Origin of the sequence: Micromonospora sp. NPDC048935 (assembly GCF_043197875.1) — a bacterium.
Lineage (GTDB): Bacteria > Actinomycetota > Actinomycetes > Mycobacteriales > Micromonosporaceae > Micromonospora.
The window spans coordinates 219,716-237,220 of the sequence record NZ_JBICTZ010000009.1 but is presented as its reverse complement, the minus strand read 5'-3'; the positions used below and the strand labels follow the sequence as shown (position 1 = coordinate 237,220).

Here is a 17,505-nt window from a genome sequence, read left to right as displayed (position 1 = left end):
GTGACGTACCAAGTAGATCCCACCATCGACGGCGACGCGACAGCGCTCGGCATCGACTCCGACCTGATCGACGCCGTCCTCGAAGGCGGACCCACCTCGTTCCCGGCCCATCTGCGCAGCCACCGGGTGCCCCGGACGGAGCAGAAGGTCAAGATCGCGCACTACGGCGGCTACGAGCACTTCGAACGCGGCCCGGACACCGGCGACCCGCTGGTGCGCGGCGGTCCGGTGGTGTTCCGGTGGACGACCCGTACCCGGGTGGCCGAGTGACTGCCGTGCCGGTCGGCCCGCCCGTGGACTCGCCGCTTGCCGCCCAGTGGCGGCGAGCGGCGCTGGGCGCGCTGCGCAAGGGCGGCCGGGCGGGTCCGGACGACACGCCCGACGACGTCGAGACCCGGCTGTCGCACACCACCTACGACGGCCTGACGATCGCACCCCTGTACGTCGGTCCGCCCGCCGTGCGCCCGTCCGGCGTACGGCCCGGTGCGTGGGAGGTGTGCCAGCGGCACGCCGATCCGGACCCGGCGGTCGTCGCCGCGGCGATCGCGAACGACCTCGGCAACGACGTCACCGCGCTCTGGCTGACCGTCGGCGACGGGGCGCTGGGCCTGGACCGGCTCGGCGAGGCGGCCGACCCGATTCCCCTCGACCGGGTCGCGGTCACCTTCGACGCGGGCGACCAGCCGATGGTCGCGGCGGCCATCTGGCTGGATCTGGCCCGTCGCCGCGGCGTGCCGGGCACCGCCCTGCGGGGCGGGTTCGGCGCCGATCCGCTGGCCGAACACGCCCGCACCGGCGAACCGGGCGACTCCGGCGCGCTCGCCGCGCTGGCCCGCCGGTGCGAGGTGGAACTGCCCGGCATGCGGGCGGCGATGGTCGACGCGACAGTGCACCACGACGCTGGCGCGTCGGACGCCGACGAGCTGGCGGCGTCCCTGGCGACCGGCGTGGCGTACCTGCGGATGATGACGGACGCCGGGCTCGGCGCCGCGGCGGCGCTGGACCGGATCGAGTTCCGCTACGCGGCCACCGCGGACCAGTTCGCCACCATCGCGAAGCTGCGGGCCGCCCGCCGGCTGTGGGCCCGGGTCGCCGAGGCCTGCGGCGCCGCCGGGCACGGCCGGCAGCGGCAGCACGCCGTCACCTCGGCGGCGATGATGACCGTGCGGGATCCGTGGACGAACATCCTGCGCACCACGGTCGCCGCGTTCGCGGCCGCCACCGGGGGCGCCGACGTGATCACCGTGCGACCCTACGACTCGTGCCTCGGGCCGCCGGGCGAGACCGCCCGCCGTCTCGCCCGCAACACCCACGCGCTGTTGCGCGAGGAGGCCCACCTGGCGCGCGTCGCCGATCCGGCCGCCGGCTCCTGGTACGTCGAGTCGCGCACCGAGGCCCTCGCACTACGGGCCTGGGAGCGTTTCGTCGAGATCGAGCGGGCCGGCGGGATGGCCGCGGCCGTGGACTCCGGCCTGCTCGCCGGCTGGTACGACGAGACCTGGACGGCCCGGTCGGCGAACATCGCCCGGCGGGCCGACCCGATCACCGGGGTGAGCGAGTTCCCGGACCTCGGCGAACGGTTGCCGGTCCGACCGGCCGCCCCGGTGGTCACCCGGGCCGGTGGTGGGTTGCCGGTCCGATGGCACGCCACGGTGTTCGAGGAGCTGCGGGACCGCTCCGACGCACACTTCCGGGCGACCGGTGCCCGCCCGACGGTGTTCCTCGTGCCGAACGGCTCGCCCGCCGCCCGGGCGGCCCGGGTCGCGTTCGTGACGAACCTGTTCGCGGCCGGTGGCATCGCGGTCACCGAGGCCGACGGTTCCGCCGATCCGGAGACGATCGCCAAGTTGTTCGTCGACAGTGGCCTGCCGGTGGCGTGCCTGTGCGGCCCGGACGCGGACCGGGACGCGGTCGGCCCGATCGCCGCCGCGCTGGTGTCCGCCGCCGCGACCCGGGTGTGGTGCGCCGGCCCGCCCGGCGACCATCCCGACGTACACGGGTATCTGTACACCGGCTGTGACGTCGTGGCGGCGCTCACGGTCACCTTGACCGACCTGGGGGTGGCACAGTGATCCCGGACTTCACCGGACTGGCGCTCGGCGAACGGCCGGCGCCGGTGACGGTAGCCGCGGACGGCGGCGAGTGGCTCACCCCGGAGGGGATCACGGTGCGCGGCGCGTACGCCGCCGCCGACCTCGACGGCCTGGACCTGACCACCATGCCGGGCCTACCACCCTACCTGCGCGGGCCCTACCCGACGATGTACACGACGCAGCCGTGGACGATCCGGCAGTACGCCGGCTTCTCCACCGCGGAGGAGTCGAACGCGTTCTACCGCCGCAATCTCGCCGCCGGGCAGAAGGGCCTGTCCGTCGCCTTCGACCTGGCCACCCACCGTGGGTACGACTCGGACCACCCGCGGGTGGCCGGTGACGTCGGCATGGCCGGGGTCGCCATCGACTCCATCCTGGACATGCGGCAGCTGTTCGACGGCATCCCGCTGGACCGGACCAGTGTGTCGATGACGATGAACGGCGCGGTGCTGCCGATCCTGGCCCTCTACATCGTGGCGGGGGAGGAGCAGGGCGTACCGCCGGAGAAGCTGGCCGGGACCATCCAGAACGACATCCTCAAGGAGTTCATGGTCCGCAACACGTACATCCACCCGCCCGGCCCGTCCATGCAGATCATCTCGGACGTGTTCGCCTTCACCGCGGCGCGCATGCCGAAGTTCAACTCGATCTCCATCTCCGGCTACCACATGCAGGAGGCCGGTGCCACCGCCGACCTCGAACTGGCCTACACGCTGGCCGACGGGGTGGAGTACCTGCGCGCCGGTCGCCGTGCCGGGCTGGAGGTGGACGCGTTCGCACCCCGCCTGTCGTTCTTCTGGGGTGTCGGCATGCCCTTCTTCATGGAGGTGGCGAAGCTGCGCGCCGCCCGGCTGCTGTGGGCGCGGCTGGTGGGCGGGTTCGGCGCCACCGATCCCCGGTCGCTGAGCCTGCGCGCGCACTGCCAGACGTCCGGTTGGTCGCTGACCGCGCAGGACGTGTACAACAACGTGGTACGGACGTGCGTGGAGGCGATGGCCGCGACCCAGGGGCACACCCAGTCGCTGCACACCAACGCGCTGGACGAGGCGCTCGCGCTGCCCACCGAGTTTTCCGCCCGGATCGCCCGCAACACGCAGTTGCTGCTGCAACAGGAGTCCGGCACCGCCCGCGTCATCGATCCGTGGGGCGGCAGCGCGTACGTCGAACGACTCACCCACGACCTGGCCGCCCGGGCCTCGGAGCACCTGGCCGAGGTGGAGGCCGCCGGTGGCATGGCCGCGGCCATCGACGAGGGACTGCCCAAGCTGCGCATCGAGGAGGCGGCCGCCCGCGCCCAGGCCCGCATCGACTCGGGCCGGCAGCCGATCATTGGGGTGAACCGGTACCGGCCGGAGACCGAGGAGCAGATCGAGGTCCGCAAGGTCGACAACTCCGCGGTCCGCCGCCAGCAGATCGCCCACCTCGCCACCCTGCGCGAGCAGCGCGACAACGCCGCCTGCACGGCCGCCCTGGCCGCTCTCACCGGCGCCGCCGGCCGGGCCGAATCCGGCGCGCGTGGCGCGGGCCTCTCGGACAACCTGCTCGCCCGGGCGGTCGACGCGGCCCGCGCCGGCGCCACGGTCGGCGAGATGTCCGACGCGCTCGAGCGGGTGTACGGCCGGCACGTCGCGCGGATCCGTACCGTGTCCGGGGTGTACCGGTCGGAGGCCGGCGACACCGGTGCGGTCGACGCCGCCCGGGCCGCGACCGACGCGTTCGCGCGCGCCGAGGGCCGCCGCCCGCGCATCCTGATCGCCAAGGTCGGTCAGGACGGCCATGACCGGGGCCAGAAGGTGGTCGCCACCGCGTTCGCCGACCTCGGCTTCGACGTCGACATCGGACCTTTGTTCCAGACCCCGGCCGAGGTGGCCCGCCAGGCCGTCGACGCCGACGTGCACATCGTCGGCGTCAGTTCGCTCGCCGCCGGCCACCTCGCGCTGGTGCCCGAGCTGCGCCGCGAGCTTGTCGACCTGGGCGGCCCGGACATCATGATCGTGGTGGGCGGGGTGATCCCGGCGGACGACCACGAGCCGCTGCGCGCGGCCGGCGCCGCGGCGATCTTCGTGCCCGGCACCGTGCTGGCCGAGGCGGCGGTGACGCTGGTGGCGGAACTGGCGGCCCGGCTCGGGCACCGGACCGGGGACGTCGCGGGCGGCGATCTCCGGTGACCCGCCGCGCGGTGGACGCCGACGCGTACGCCGCCGGGGTGCTGGCCGGGCAGCGGGTCGCGGTGGCGCGCGCGATCACCCTGGTCGAGTCGGCGCGGGCGGCCGACCGCGACGCCGCCCGGCGGCTGCTCGAACTGTTGTCCGTGCGGCCCGGCCGTGCCCACCGGGTCGGCGTGACAGGTGTGCCCGGCGCGGGCAAGTCCACGTTCATCGACGCGCTCGGCTCCCACCTGACCGCCGCCGGGCACCGGGTCGCGGTGCTCGCCGTGGACCCGTCGTCGGAACGCACCGGCGGCAGCATCCTCGGCGACCGGACCCGGATGGCGCGGCTGGCCGCCGACCCGGCGGCCTACGTGCGGCCCACCCCGAGCGCCGGTGCGCTGGGCGGGGTCGCCCGCAGCACCCAGCACGCGATCGCCGTGGTGGAGGCGGCCGGGTACGACGTGGTGATCGTGGAGACCGTCGGCGTCGGCCAGGCCGAGACGCTCGTCGCCGACCTGGTGGACACCTTTCTGCTGCTGGCCGTGGCCGGTGCCGGCGACGACATCCAGGGCATCAAGATGGGTGTCCTGGAACGCGCCGACGTGATCGCCGTCAACAAGGCCGACGGGCCGGGCGCCGACGCCGCCCGGCGCGCCGCCCGGGAGATCGCCGGGGCTCGCCGGCTGCTGCCGCGTTCGACCGGCCGGACCACTCCGCCGGTGCTGACCTGCAGCGCCCGCGACGGATCCGGCATCGCCGAGGTCTGGGACCGGGTCCGCGGCCACCACGACGGCCTGGCCGCCTCCGGTGCGCTGGCCGGCCGCCGCCGGGAGCAGGCGGTCGCGCGCATGCGAACGGTGCTGCACGCCACCGTCCAGGACCTGGTCACCACCCATCCCGTCCTCGCCGCCGCCCGCACGTCGCTGGAACGGGCGGTCCGGGCCGGTCAGCTCGGCCCGGCGGACGCCGCGGAACGGCTTGCCGCCCTGCTGGTACCCCGGGATCGCTTTCCCTCAACACACGAAAGGCCACACGAGATGCCGTACCAGAACGACAACGCCCTGGGCCTGCGGGGCATCGACCATGTCGGTGTCGCGGTGGCGGACCTGGACCAGGCGATCGCCTATTACACAGACGTCTTCGGCATGCGCTGCGTGCACCGCGAGGAAAACCAGGAACAGGGGGTTCAGGAGGCGATGCTGGAGGTCGGCGAGCCGGGTGGGGCGCGCGTGCAGTTGCTGGCACCGCTCTCCGAGCAGTCACCGATCGCGCGGTTCCTCGACCGGCGCGGCCCCGGCGTGCAGCAGGTGGCCTATGAGGTCGCCGACATCGAGGCGGCGAGCGAGCTGTTGCGGGAACGGGGAGCACAACTGCTGTACGAGGCCCCGCGGACGGGCACGGCCGGCTCCCTGGTCAACTTCGTGCACCCGCGCTCGGCGGGCGGCGTCCTGGTCGAGCTGGTGCAGCCACACCGTCCCGAGTAGCGACCGACGGATTCCCCTCCCTACCGGATAACCACCCAAATGCGAGGTCGACGGCAAAAGCCGCAGATATGCATTCGTTGTATTGGGCAACAATTCCTGTGGTCCTCCGCGTGGATCGAATCAAAAGTTACCGAAGGGTTTTCCGATCTCGCGGATAGGATCTCCGGAGCACCCGATGCGGGGATCGTCCCGCAGAAAGTTGAATGATTCGCGTCAAAGTGGATTCGACATTCGAACCATGTGCTGCGGGGGGCCCGGAACATGTCACTGAGCGAACGTCGACAGCAACTGCGGACGTTGGAGGATGCCTACCGGAGTTGCGTCAACGGGCACGGCCGGGTCGTCGTCGTCAGCGGCCCGCTGGCCGGCGGCAAGACCGCACTGCTACACGCCTTCGGCAAGACGGCTGTCGAGGCGGGCGCCCGCTACATCGAGGCGAACGCCTCACGCACCGAGCGGCGGCTGCCGCTGGGCACTGTCGCCCAGTTGTTCCGCGCCACCCGCCAGGCCGGCGTCGAGGCGGCGGAGTCCGGCCGCATGCTCGACGACGGCGTACTGGCCGCGGTTCTGCACGACGGTGAGCCGGAGGCGCTCGAGGAGGCGCTCGCCCCGGTCCTACGTGGACTCACCCAACGCCTGCTGGCGCTCGCAGAACACGAACCGCTGGTGATCGGCATCGACGACGTCCAGTACGCCGACGTGCCCTCGCTGCTCTTCCTGGCGCAGCTCGCGCGCCGTGCCGAGAGCGCCCGGGTGCTGGTCGTCGTCACCGAGGGGCTGTTGGTCCGGCCGGGCCATCCGCTGCTCGCGGCCGAGCTGAGCCGCCGTCCGGGATGCGTGTCGATAAGCGTCGGGCCGCTGTCCGCCGAGGGTGTGGCCGGTCTGCTCGGAGAACTGCTGGACGACGAGCGGGCCACCGTGCTCGCGCCTGCCTCGTACGCGCTGACCGGCGGCAATCCGCTGCTGGTCCGTGCCCTCGCCCACGACGTCCGCTTCGGCGCGCCCGGCGATCCGGCCGAGCCGGTTCCCGGCCGGTCCTTCGAGCGGGCCGTGGTGGCCTGCCTGCACCGCGGCGACACCCTGATGCGGCGCACCGCGCAGTGCCTGGCGGTGCTCGGCGAGCCGGCGCCCGCGGAGCGGGTCGGTCACATGCTCGACATGCCGGCCGACGTCGCCCGGCGCGCGTTTGCCGAACTCGAACGGGCGGCGCTGCTGGACGCGGGCTGGTTCCGGCACCCGCGGGTCGCCGCGGCGGTGCTGGACGACATGGACCCGGCCGAACGTGCCGACGTCCACGAACGGGCGGCGGCCGTGCTGCGCCGCGAGGGCGCCCGGGCCGGGCACATCGCCCGGCACATCGCCGCCACCGAGCGGGTCGGCGCGCCCTGGATGGCGCCGGTGCTGCGCGAGGCGGCCGAGCACATCCTCACCGCGGGTGGCGACACCGAGGACGCGTTCGCCTACCTGCGGCTGGCGGCCGGCGCCGGGGACGAACGGCAACGCGCGACAATCGCGTCGATGCTCCTGCGCGCGGCGTGGCGGATCGACCCGAACGGCGCGATCCGGTATCTCGACGACGCGCTCTCGTACGCCCACCAGGGTCTGCTCGACGAATCCGACACCGTCGCCGTCGCCCGCTACCTGCTCTGGTACGGCCGTCTCGACGAGGCGCTGCGTCTGATGGCCGACCTCGACGACCGGCACGCCGACCCGGCCGGAGCCGACCCGACCAGGCAGGACACCCGCCAGCTCCCGGCGTTCGCGTTCCCCGGGCACACCGAGGCGCTGCGCGGTTGCGCGAGCGGATCGGCGATGCATCCGGCCGCCGCGTCGATGCGGCAGGTCCTGAAATCACTGTGGACGGTGCTGGAGGACGGTCCGGACAGCTCCACCGTGCAGCTGGCCCTGCAACTGCTCCAGCGCAGCCACTGGGACGGCGCGATGATCGCCGGATCCACGATGACCCTCACCTCGCTCCTGCTCAGCGACCGCCTCGACATGGCCGCGGTCTGGTGCGACCGCCTGCTCGCCGCGGCCACTCCGGCTCGGGCGCAGACCTGGCGGGCGATCCTGACCGCGATCCGGGCCGAGATCTCGCTGCGTCGGGGCGACCTGTGCGGCGCCGAGTCGCAGGCCCGCGCCGCGCTGACACTGCTGCCGCCGAGGAGCTGGGGCATCCTGGTCGGGGTGCCGCTGAGCACGCTGCTGCGGGCGGCGACCGAGGCCGCCGACTTCCGGCTCGCGGCGGGTCAGCTCAACATCCCGGTGCCGGCGGCGATGTTCGAGACGCCGCTCGGGCCGCACTATCTCTACGCGCGGGGCCTGTACCAGCTGGCCGGCGGGGATCCGGAGGCGGCACTCTCGGACATCGAGACCTGTGGCACGCTGCTGATCAGGTGGCAGCTCGACCTGCCGGCGCTGATCCCCTGGCGGACCGCTGTCGCCCGGGCCTACGCCGCGCAGGGCCGCACCGGCCAGGCGCGGGCCCTGGTGCAGGATCAGCTGGCCCGGCTGCGCCCCGGGCACCTGCGTACCCGTGGCATGTCGCTGCGGATCCTCGCCTCGGTCAGCGACGAGGCGATGCGACCGGCGCTGCTGAGCGAGGCGACGAGTCTGCTCAAGGCGGCCGGCGACCGGCTGGAGCTGGCCTACGCGTACGCCGATCTGAGCGTGGCCCTGGACCGTAGCGGGGAGACCCGGCGGGCCGAGCTGGTGCGCCAGCTCGCGCAGCAGCTCGGCATCGAGTGCGGCGTGCCGATGCTGCCGCAGCGGTCGCCGGCGTCCTCCCGTGCCTCGGAGGCCCATCCGGGCACCATGCTCAGCCGGGCCGAACGGCGGGTGGCGGCCCTGGCCGCCCTCGGCCACAGCAACCGGGAGATCGCCGGTCAGCTGCATCTCACGGTCAGCACCGTCGAGCAGCACCTGACCCGGGTCTATCGCAAGCTCCGGGTGCGCCGCCGCACCGACCTCCCGCCGGGGCTGCACGTCCACGCCCATCCACGGCGGGTACGGAAGGAGAAGTGAGCGGTCAGCTCCGGGGGAGGATCTGCCGCGGCCCCGGCGGGCGCGAGCCCCGCCGTCCCCACTCGCGCGGATAGCCGACCGAGACCTCGGTGTGCGGCACCCCGCCGTGCCACGTGACACGCGGAATGTGCAGGTGGCCGTACACCACCGCGGCGGCCCGGTAGCGCAGGTGCCACTCCGCCGTCCGGTCGGTGCCGCACCACTGCGCGAACTCCGGGTAGTGCAGCACCCGGGTCGGCTCCCGGACCAGCGGGAAGTGATTGACAAGGACGGTCGGCAGGCCGGGGTCGCAGGCGGCGAGGCGGGCCTCGGTCTCCGCGACCCGCCGGTGGCACCACGCGTCCCGGCTCGGGTACGGGTCCGGATGCAGCATGAACTCGTCGGTGCAGACCACGCCGGCGTCGTACGCCAGCTTCAGGCCCTCCTCCTTGGTCCGCGCGCCGGCCGGCCGGAAGCTGTAGTCGTAGAGCACGAACAGCGGCGCGACGGTGACCGGCCCGCCCGCCCCACGCCACACCGGGTAGGGATCCTCGGGCGTGTGCACGCCCAGCCGCCGGCACACCGACACCAGGTGCCGGTAACGCTCCTCGCCGCGCAGTTGCACGGGGTCGTCCTTCGTCGTCCACAGCTCGTGGTTGCCGGGCGCCCACACCACTGTCGCGAAGCGCCTGCTGAGGAGGTCGAGCGCCCACTCGACGTCGGCCGCCAGCTCACCGATGTCACCGGCCACCAGCAGCCAGTCGGCACTGGACTCGGGGCGCAGCTCGTCGGCGACGAACCGGCGATTGTCCGCATAGGACACGTGCAGATCGCTGATCGCCAGCAGCTTTCCGGGCGCTTCCACCCGGCCACCCTAGCCCGTCGCGGTGGTGCGCCCTCATCGCCGTGTGGCCGTCCCGACCGAGTTGAGCCCGACGAGGTTCGGATCGGCGTGGGTCGGTCCGGCCGGCGCGGACGGGCAGTGGCCAGCGGAGACCGGGGCGAGCCGGCACCGGGGCGGCAGGCCGCCCCACCGGGGCCCGTCATGCCGGCGCCCCGGCCCGCAGCCGTGGCCACCGCTGCTCGGTCCAGGCCCGCAACAGCCACTCCATCGGCCCGTACCGGAACCGGGCCATCCACACCGCGCTGAGGGCGACCTGCACAGCGTAGATCGCAACCGCGATGAGGACGACGACCGGGGGCGCGACGGTACCGGCGAGGCCCAGCCCGACGCCGGTGAAGACAAGCACGCAGAGCAGCGACTGACCCAGGTAGTTCGACAGGGACATCCGGCCGGCCGGCGCGAGCACGGCGACGACCCTGCGCCCCCGGTCGGTCTGGAAGAACTGGAGCAGACTGGCGGCGTACGCGGCCGCGAGCAGCGGCGCGGTGAGCACTCCCGCCGTCAGCCCGGTCAGGTTGGAGGTGCCGCCGCCCGATGCGAAGATCACCCCGCCGGCCAGGCCGACCGGGTAGCCCACCTGCTGTACGCGACGCAGGAGTTGCCGGTTACCGCCGACGTTGGTGAGGAGCCGGCGCCGCCCGGCCGCGTAACCGAAGAGGAAGGCCGAGAGGGCGAGCGGCCCCTGCACGAGGAGCGCGCCGAACATCGCCGGGAGCTGACGTACGTGCTCGGCGATCACGGAGCCGAGGCCGCCCTGTAGTGCCTCGGTGGACCGCTGCCCCGCCGCGAGTGCCGTCGCCGGATCGGTCACCAACTGGGTCCCGGCCGTGGCGGCGAGCGCGAGGACGAAGCCGATCCCGGCGGTCACCAGTACGGCGGTGCGCAGCGCGGTGCCGACCTTGACTCCCCGCATGGCGAGCAGGACCAGGCCGAGCAAGGCGTACGTGGTCAGGATGTCGCCCTGGAACAGCAGCACCGCGTGCAGGATGCCGATCACGAAGAGCCCGGCCAGCCGTCGCCGGAACCGTGGGGCGAAGTCGACGCCGCGCCGTGCGGCGGAGTCGAGCTGGAGCGTGAAGCTGTAGCCGAACAGGAAGGAGAAGAGCAGGTACGCCTTCATGGCGAGCATCATCTCGACAAGCCACACCACCGTCCGGTCGCTCCACGAGTCGTGGGCGGGGTCCGGAATGAGCTGGAAGGAATAGCCGGAGGCGAAGAAGGCGATGTTGACGATCAGGATGAATAGCAGCGCCACGGCGCGCAGGGCATCGACGTCGACGATCCGGGAGAGCGTCCCGGGCGCTCGATTCTCGACTGTCGGGTCTTCGATGGAAGGATTCACGTGACTACCTCCGGAACGGACAGGAACAGCGTGAGACAACTCTCCTGTGACCCTAGGAAGCGGCCCGTCCGGATGACATCCAGTGAGCGGGAAGGTCGCCGGTGGGGTAGGCCCTACCCCGGCTCCCGGCCAGCATTGGACGTCGCCGGTATACCGGAGCGCAGACGGCACGTGTGGTGCGGGTAGCCGGTTCTCGGCCTCCGGACCGCATTCGCACGGCGAGAAAGGAAGGTCGTTCGGTCAGGCGTGCGTAAGCCGCTTCGTCGACCTCTCGGAGCTCGACGCAGGGCCGTGGCTCGACACGTTTCTCCAGGGTGAGTCCCGCGTCCAAGAGTTCACCGAGGAAGGCTTCCAGCGTCATGCGCTGGAAGTGCAGAGCGCCCGGTCCGTGGGGTCATTCGACAAAGGAATCGTCGTAGTAGGAGTCGCCGACGTGTCGCGTCGCCCAGGATCCGCATCCGAGAAATGTCGGGCGGTACGTATCCGTTGGCTGCGGCGCGCCATCCGTCAGGTCGATCCCCCGGGGTGGTCACCCACCGCTAACCTCTGGGCATGAGTGGGCCGGCGTGGCTGGAGTTCGCCGATCACCTCGGCTCCATTGTCGGGGCGGCGGCAGGCGTCCTCAGTGTCGTCCTCGTCATTCTGCACGCCCGGACGGCGTCGCCCAGGCGCAGCTCGGTCGCCGCACCCTCACGCTGGCTGTGGGTCAGCGTTGTCTGCGGGCTGCTCGCGCTCGTCGTCGCCGTGTTCCACTTCCTCGGGGGCAGGACGTTCGGGCTCGTGGTGCCGATGTCCGTGGCAGCGCTGGTCCTCGGCGCCGTCTCCACGGCGATGTATCTCGTCGACCGCCGCCGGCCGCTGCTCGCCGATCAGCATCCGCTGCGTGCGCTCCTGACCGCGCAGTGGGAGGACGCGGCGACGCACAGGTATCAGTTCTTCTCCGGCCACGCCCCGGCCCTGCCGAAGATCTACGTCGAGCAGCGGGCAGTGACGCCGGCCGACCTCACCGGCGAGGCGCAGCCTGCGGTGCTGACGGTTCCGCAGCTACTGGACCGCTTCGACAACGCCCTGGTGGTGGCCGAGCCGGGCATGGGTAAGTCCACGATGGTGGCGCTGATCCAGCACCTGCAGTCGCGGTGGTGGCTCGACGCCAAGCGCGGCACCCGGCTCAGCCGTGCGCCGTTCGGGCCGGTCGTGCCGGTCGCGGTGCCGGCCACCGCTCTGGTCGACCGACGCCTTCCCGACGCGTTGGCGACGGCCCACCGGCAGGGAAGCCGACCCAATGTCGACGCCGTGAACTTCACGCAGCCTCCGTTGCCCGGCACCCGGTGGTTGATCCTGATCGACGGAGTCGACGAGGTGCTGAGCGGCAACGACCGCTCGGACGTGGTCATTCGAATCGCGGGCTGGTTACACCAGTCGGATCCGGCACAACGGTTTCTGGTGGCCACCCGTCCGCTGCTCTTCGGCGAGTTGGCCGAGGTCAAGGGCCGGTCCGTGGTGGAGTTCGCGCTACGCCGATTCGATTCCACCGACCTGGAGACGTTTGCCGAGAGGTGGTTCGCGGCGCGGGCCGAGGGCGGTAACGGCGCTGCTGCCGCGCGACGGTACCTCCGCGCGATCGCGGCAGCCCGGCTTGGCACCGTCGTCGAGGTGCCGCTGCTGGCCACCATCGCGGCGTTGGTCTTCGAGCATGATCAGCAACGACCGCTCCCGAGCAGCCGCACCGAACTGTACGCGGAGTTCGTCAGGCATCTGCTCGCTGGCCGGCCGGCGGCCGTCGAACAGCGCGACCGGATCCGCTCCGAATTCGAGCGCTACGGCGATCCCGGCCGGCAGTTCTGGGCGTGGCTCGACAGGCATCTGAAGAACCTGGTCGAGAGCCTCGCCGACGCGCAGGTGACCAACGACACGCTGTCGCTTGTCGAGCAGGCCCGTACCTGGGTGCGTGACCACGCGCCACCGGACACGCTCGACGCGGTTCCCGACTGGGACCGGCACGTCCGCGCGATGCTGACCAGCACGTCCGTGCTTGTCGAGCGCGGCTCGGGCCTCGCCTTCACCCACCGCAGCCTGGCGGAGTTCCTCGCGGCCGGTGAACGGGCGAGGCACTTCGACGAAGCCGCGTGGCTTGCCGACGTGCGGGCCCCGAACCGTCGCAACCTGGCGTTGTTCGTGCTCGGCCGCCGACAGTACGTACCGGCGGACCCGCTCGTCGAGACACTCCTGAACAGTCAGGACACCGACGTCGCCATCGCCGGCGAGATCCTCGCCGAGGGCATCGACGTCGCCGGGCCTCTGCGTCGCCGGGTCACCGATGCCCTACTCGCCCAACTCGCGGCCGAGGATCCGACCGCACCCGAGGCTCTGCGGGTACTGATCGTGCTGTGCCGTGATGACGATGTCGTCGCCGCGCTGCGCGCGATCGTCGCGGACGCCGCCGCGCGGCCCTGGGTGCGGTTGCTGATCGCGGACGCTCTCGACGAGGCAGCCGTGACCTCGAACAGCGTCCAGATGCTCGTCGCGGACCCGTCGTTGCCCGGCAGCGTCCGCCACTGGGTGCAGCGGACCGCGCCGGAGCGAGCCGGTTCTCGTTCCACGGACGCCGAGGCGGCCTCGGCTCCGAGCCATCTCCAGGCGTTCGCGTACCGCCGAGCACTCACCGAGGGCCACAGCGAGCCGGGATACCGGCTGGCGGTCGCACTCGAACTCGCCGATGCGGGCGACCCGTCGGGAATCACGGCGCTCCGCGGCTGTTGCGTCGACAGTGCCCTGCGGGTCGACCTGCGGTTACAGGCGGCCCGCGCCCTGCTCCGGGTCGCCGCCGCCGAGCACCTCGATTGGGTACGACGGCTGACCACCGACGGAGACCGTGAACTCGACTCGCGGGCGGCGGCGGCCACAGCGCTTCTCGAACTCGACGACAACGACGCCGAGCCGTTGGTCCGTCAGCTTCTTGCGATGGACGACACGCTCGCCAGCCGGCTGCCGGCAATGCGCATCGCGCTCGATCCGGCAACCAGGCCCGGTCGGAGCGGTCGCGACCGTATCGACGAGGGGTTGTTCGGCGTCGCCGGAAGAAACCCGATGGACGGCGGCGTCTCCCGGTCCGCCGAGGCGACGGGATCCGGTCAGATCATCACCTTCTACTCGTACAGGGGCGGCACCGGCCGGACGATGGCGTTGGCGAATGTCGCCTGGATCCTCGCGAGCAACGGCTACCGCGTCGCCGTGCTCGACTGGGATCTGGAGTCGCCAAGCCTGCACCGGTACTACCGACCCTTCCTGTCCGATCAGGCGCTGCGGACGTCGCCTGGCCTGATCGACATGCTTCACACGTTCACCGAGACGTGGATGGCGACAAACGACGACCTCGCCGCGGTGGCGGAGGCGTCCGCCGACGTCAGTGCCTACGCCCTCAGGCTCGGCTGGGCCTTTCCGGGCAACGGCCTGATCGACCTCATCCCGCCCGGGCGGCAGGACGCCTCGTACTCGGGGGCTGTGGCCACGTTCGAGTGGAGCGCCTTCTACGAACGGCGCGACGGGTACGCCCTCCTGGAGGCGCTCAGGGCGAACCTGCGCCGCAGCTACGACTTCGTGCTGATCGACAGCCGGACGGGCCTGGGTGATGTTGCCGGTATCGCCACCGTCCAGTTCCCCGACACGGTGGTCAACTGCTTCACGATCAGTGAGACGAGCATCGAGGGCGCTGTCGACGTCGCGCGGTCGATCGGCCAGACACGACCGGCTAATCCGGTGCGGGTGTTCCCGGTGCCGATGCGCGTCGACGACGGCGAGATGGCGAAGGTCGAGGCCGGCCGCGCGTACGCCCGAGCGCGGTTCGACCCGATGCTCACGTCGTCGGGCCGCGCCGACCTCGACCGGTACTGGGCAGAGGTGGAGATCCCCTACAAGCCGTTCTACGCATACGAGGAAATCCTGGCGGTCTTCGGCGACCGGCCCGGGATGGGAAGCTCGCTGCTCGCGGCGTACGAGCGGCTCACCAGCGAGCTGACCGGCATCCGCCTGGAGCTTCCGCCGATGGATGACCGGGATCGCGTCCGCTGGTTGGCCGATTTCACCCGCCGCCCGGCGCGATCCGCATCGACCTCGCTGACGATCAGCTACGCGGCGCCCGACCGGATGTGGGCCGAGTGGATCGGTGCCGAGCTGGAGTCGGCAGGCCAGCCCAGCACACTGTTCGAGGTCCGCGACTGGACGGCGGCGATGAACGGCGCCGACCGGATGGTGGTGGTGTTGACACGCGACTACCTGGAGACGGCGGAAGCTGCCGACGTCGGGCGCGTCGGAGGCGAGCGACCGCCGCACGGTCCCGCCCCGTTCCTGCTGCCGATCCGGGTCGGCGCGGTCCGACCACCTCGCGCCTTCGCCGCCATTCCCTCCATCGACCTGGTCGGCATGTCCGAAGGCCCGGCACGCGAGGCGCTGTTCGCCGCGCTACAGCCGCCGAACCCGGTTCGCCGGGTCCCGGGAGCCCTGCCCCGGATGCCCACCGTTGCACCAAAGGTGTGGCAGGTGCCGCCGCGCAACCTCGAATTCGTCGGCCGAGGCACCATTCTGGAGGCGCTGTACGAACGGTTGGCCCAGCACGGCACCACGGTGATCCAGGGCATGGCCGGCGCCGGCAAGACCGAACTGGCGATGGAGTACGCCCACCGCTTCGCCTCCGCGTACCGGCTCGTCTGGTGGGTGTCGGCCGAGGATCCCCGCTCGATCCCTGCTCAGCTCGCGCAACTCGAAGCCGCGCTCGGCCCCGACCTCACGGGCAACGTGCTGGATCACCTCGACCGGACGGACCACTGGCTCGTCATATTCGACAACGTGGACGACCCGGAGACCCTGCGGCGGTTCCTGCCCCGCGGCCCCGGCAGCGTGCTGATCACCTCGCGCAGCGCGGCCTGGCGGGACGAGGTCGATGTCCTGGAACTCGCTGGGTTCGAACGGGCCGAGTCCGTCAAACTTATCGCGCGTCGAATGCCTGGACTTGCGCCCGACGACGCCTCGACGATCGCCGAACGCCTCGGCGACCACCCGCTGGCGCTGAGCCTTGCCGGGGCGTCGCTCGCCACGACGGCCATGCCGGTGCCGGAGTTTCTGGAGAGCCTCGACCGCATGCCGACCCTCCAGGGGGCCTCGTCCACGTTGGGGCTGACGGCCCAGCGCCTTCGTGCGCAGCGTCCGGCCGCCTACCGACTGTTGGAACTCATCGCCTGCTTCGAGCAGGAGACGACTCCCATTCATGTGCTGTTGTCGCCGGTGGTCCTGGAGGAACTCGAAAGGTACGAACCCGACCTCGAAGGCTCGACCGCGGCGTTGATTCGCGACATCGCCCGGCTCGGCCTGGTGCGGATCGACACCGACGCCGCCACGGTCAGCACGCATCAGCTCGTGCGGCGCGTCATCCAGGAGATGCTGCCCGACGAGCAGCGTGCCGCCACCCGGGCCATCGTCGGCCGGTTGTCCGACGAGGGCGCGCCGGAGGACCGCCCCGCCCTGTCCGGCGACTTCGCGCGTGCCGTGGAGGTGGCACGCGACATCTGGGAGGAACGCCTGTCGACCGGCGGCGCCAACGATCCGGGGACCCTTGCGGCCGGCCACGACCTGGCTGTCGCTCTGCTCCTCCTCGGCGAGTTCACCGAGGCGACCGAGCGGGACTGGGACACCTACGGTCGCAGGCTGCGTAGCCTCGGTCCGCGGCACGCGGCGACTCTGCTGAGCGAGGACAGCTACGGTCGCGACCTGCGCGAGCTCGGCGACTACGACGGTTCGCGCAGCCAACTGGCCCGGACCCTGGAGATCGCGAGCGGTGCGTTCGGCACCGACCATCCGCTGAGCCTGCGCGTCGCCCGGAACCTCGCGCTGAGCCTGCGGCGTCTGGGGGACCTCGAAGAGGCCCACTCCCTGGTCACACACGCTCGCGGACGCTGGGCGGCGATACCGGGTCGGCAACACCCCGAGGCTGCCGCCTGCGAGGCGGAGCTGGCCTGCATCTGCTCGGCCCTGGGTGACAGCGACCAGGCGAGGCGACACGCCACTGCCGCGGTCGCGGTGTACCGCGACACGTACGGAGAGCGCCATCCGCTCACGCAGGTGGTCGCGAACACGCTTGGTGTCGTCCTGATCGGTGCCGGGGACCTCGCGGATGCCCGCGAGGTGTTGGAAGAATGCGTGGAGCGTCTCCGGGAACGGCTCGACGAGCGCCATCCGTACGTCTTGGCCGCCGGACTGAACTACGCCACCACCCTGGGTGACAGCGACCGGGCGAGACGCCTCGACCAACAGGCCCACGCCCTGCTGGCCGCCCGCTACGGTCCCCGACACCCGCTGACCGTGGCGGCCGCGACAAACGTCGCGGGTGGCGCGGATGACCGGGCGAGGCTGACTGTCGACCTCGAACCACTTGTCATCGGCAGAGCAACGGGTCTCTGGACCGATGGGGACGGTCGTCGTCGCGGATGAGCTGCCTTCCGTTCCGGTTGGATACCCGTGCTGAACGCCCCGGGTGGCG

The 17,505-nt window shown here is 72.0% G+C and carries 8 protein-coding genes and 1 pseudogene; 7 read left to right on the top strand and 2 right to left on the bottom strand.

The window, feature by feature from the left end; translation table 11 throughout:
• The 6 genes and pseudogenes from ACGFIW_RS24640 to ACGFIW_RS24615 all read left to right on the top strand — a co-directional run bounded on the left by ACGFIW_RS24640 (position 1) and on the right by ACGFIW_RS24615 (position 8,751).
• Positions 1-270, top strand: a complete 270-nt coding sequence (locus ACGFIW_RS24640) for a DUF5988 family protein (protein ID WP_393319994.1) — start codon at positions 1-3, stop codon at positions 268-270.
• On the top strand, positions 267-2,072 hold the full coding sequence (locus ACGFIW_RS24635) for a methylmalonyl-CoA mutase subunit beta (RefSeq protein ID WP_393319991.1): 1,806 nt from the start codon (positions 267-269) through the stop codon (positions 2,070-2,072). Before ACGFIW_RS24640 ends, ACGFIW_RS24635 begins: the two co-directional genes overlap by 4 nt.
• 44 nt (positions 2,073-2,116) lie before the next feature.
• On the top strand, positions 2,117-4,261 hold the full coding sequence (gene scpA, locus ACGFIW_RS24630; RefSeq protein WP_393320126.1) for a methylmalonyl-CoA mutase: 2,145 nt from the start codon (positions 2,117-2,119) through the stop codon (positions 4,259-4,261).
• A pseudogene (gene meaB, locus ACGFIW_RS24625) lies at positions 4,258-5,220 on the top strand (methylmalonyl Co-A mutase-associated GTPase MeaB); the annotation flags it as partial. The gene scpA and the pseudogene meaB, both read left to right, overlap by 4 nt.
• A gap of 60 nt (positions 5,221-5,280) precedes the next feature.
• On the top strand, positions 5,281-5,727 hold the full coding sequence (gene mce, locus ACGFIW_RS24620) for a methylmalonyl-CoA epimerase (RefSeq protein ID WP_393320123.1): 447 nt from the start codon (positions 5,281-5,283) through the stop codon (positions 5,725-5,727).
• 261 nt (positions 5,728-5,988) lie between these two features.
• Positions 5,989-8,751, top strand: coding sequence for an ATP-binding protein (locus ACGFIW_RS24615; protein WP_393319988.1), 2,763 nt, complete (start codon positions 5,989-5,991; stop codon positions 8,749-8,751).
• A gap of 4 nt (positions 8,752-8,755) precedes the next feature.
• Here ACGFIW_RS24615 and ACGFIW_RS24610 read toward each other — a convergent pair whose 3' ends face one another.
• The gene (locus ACGFIW_RS24610) at positions 8,756-9,595 is read right to left on the bottom strand and encodes a metallophosphoesterase family protein (RefSeq protein WP_393319986.1); all 840 of its coding nucleotides are present in this window, start codon (positions 9,593-9,595) and stop codon (positions 8,756-8,758) included.
• Between the two features lie 178 nt (positions 9,596-9,773).
• A complete protein-coding gene (locus tag ACGFIW_RS24605) occupies positions 9,774-10,976 on the bottom strand; it encodes a DUF418 domain-containing protein (RefSeq protein ID WP_393319983.1) in 1,203 nt (400 codons plus the stop codon).
• A gap of 552 nt (positions 10,977-11,528) precedes the next feature.
• Here ACGFIW_RS24605 and fxsT point away from each other — a divergent pair.
• Positions 11,529-17,456, top strand: coding sequence for an FxSxx-COOH system tetratricopeptide repeat protein (gene fxsT, locus ACGFIW_RS24600; protein WP_393319980.1), 5,928 nt, complete (start codon positions 11,529-11,531; stop codon positions 17,454-17,456).
• The last annotated feature ends 49 nt before the right edge of the window (positions 17,457-17,505 follow it).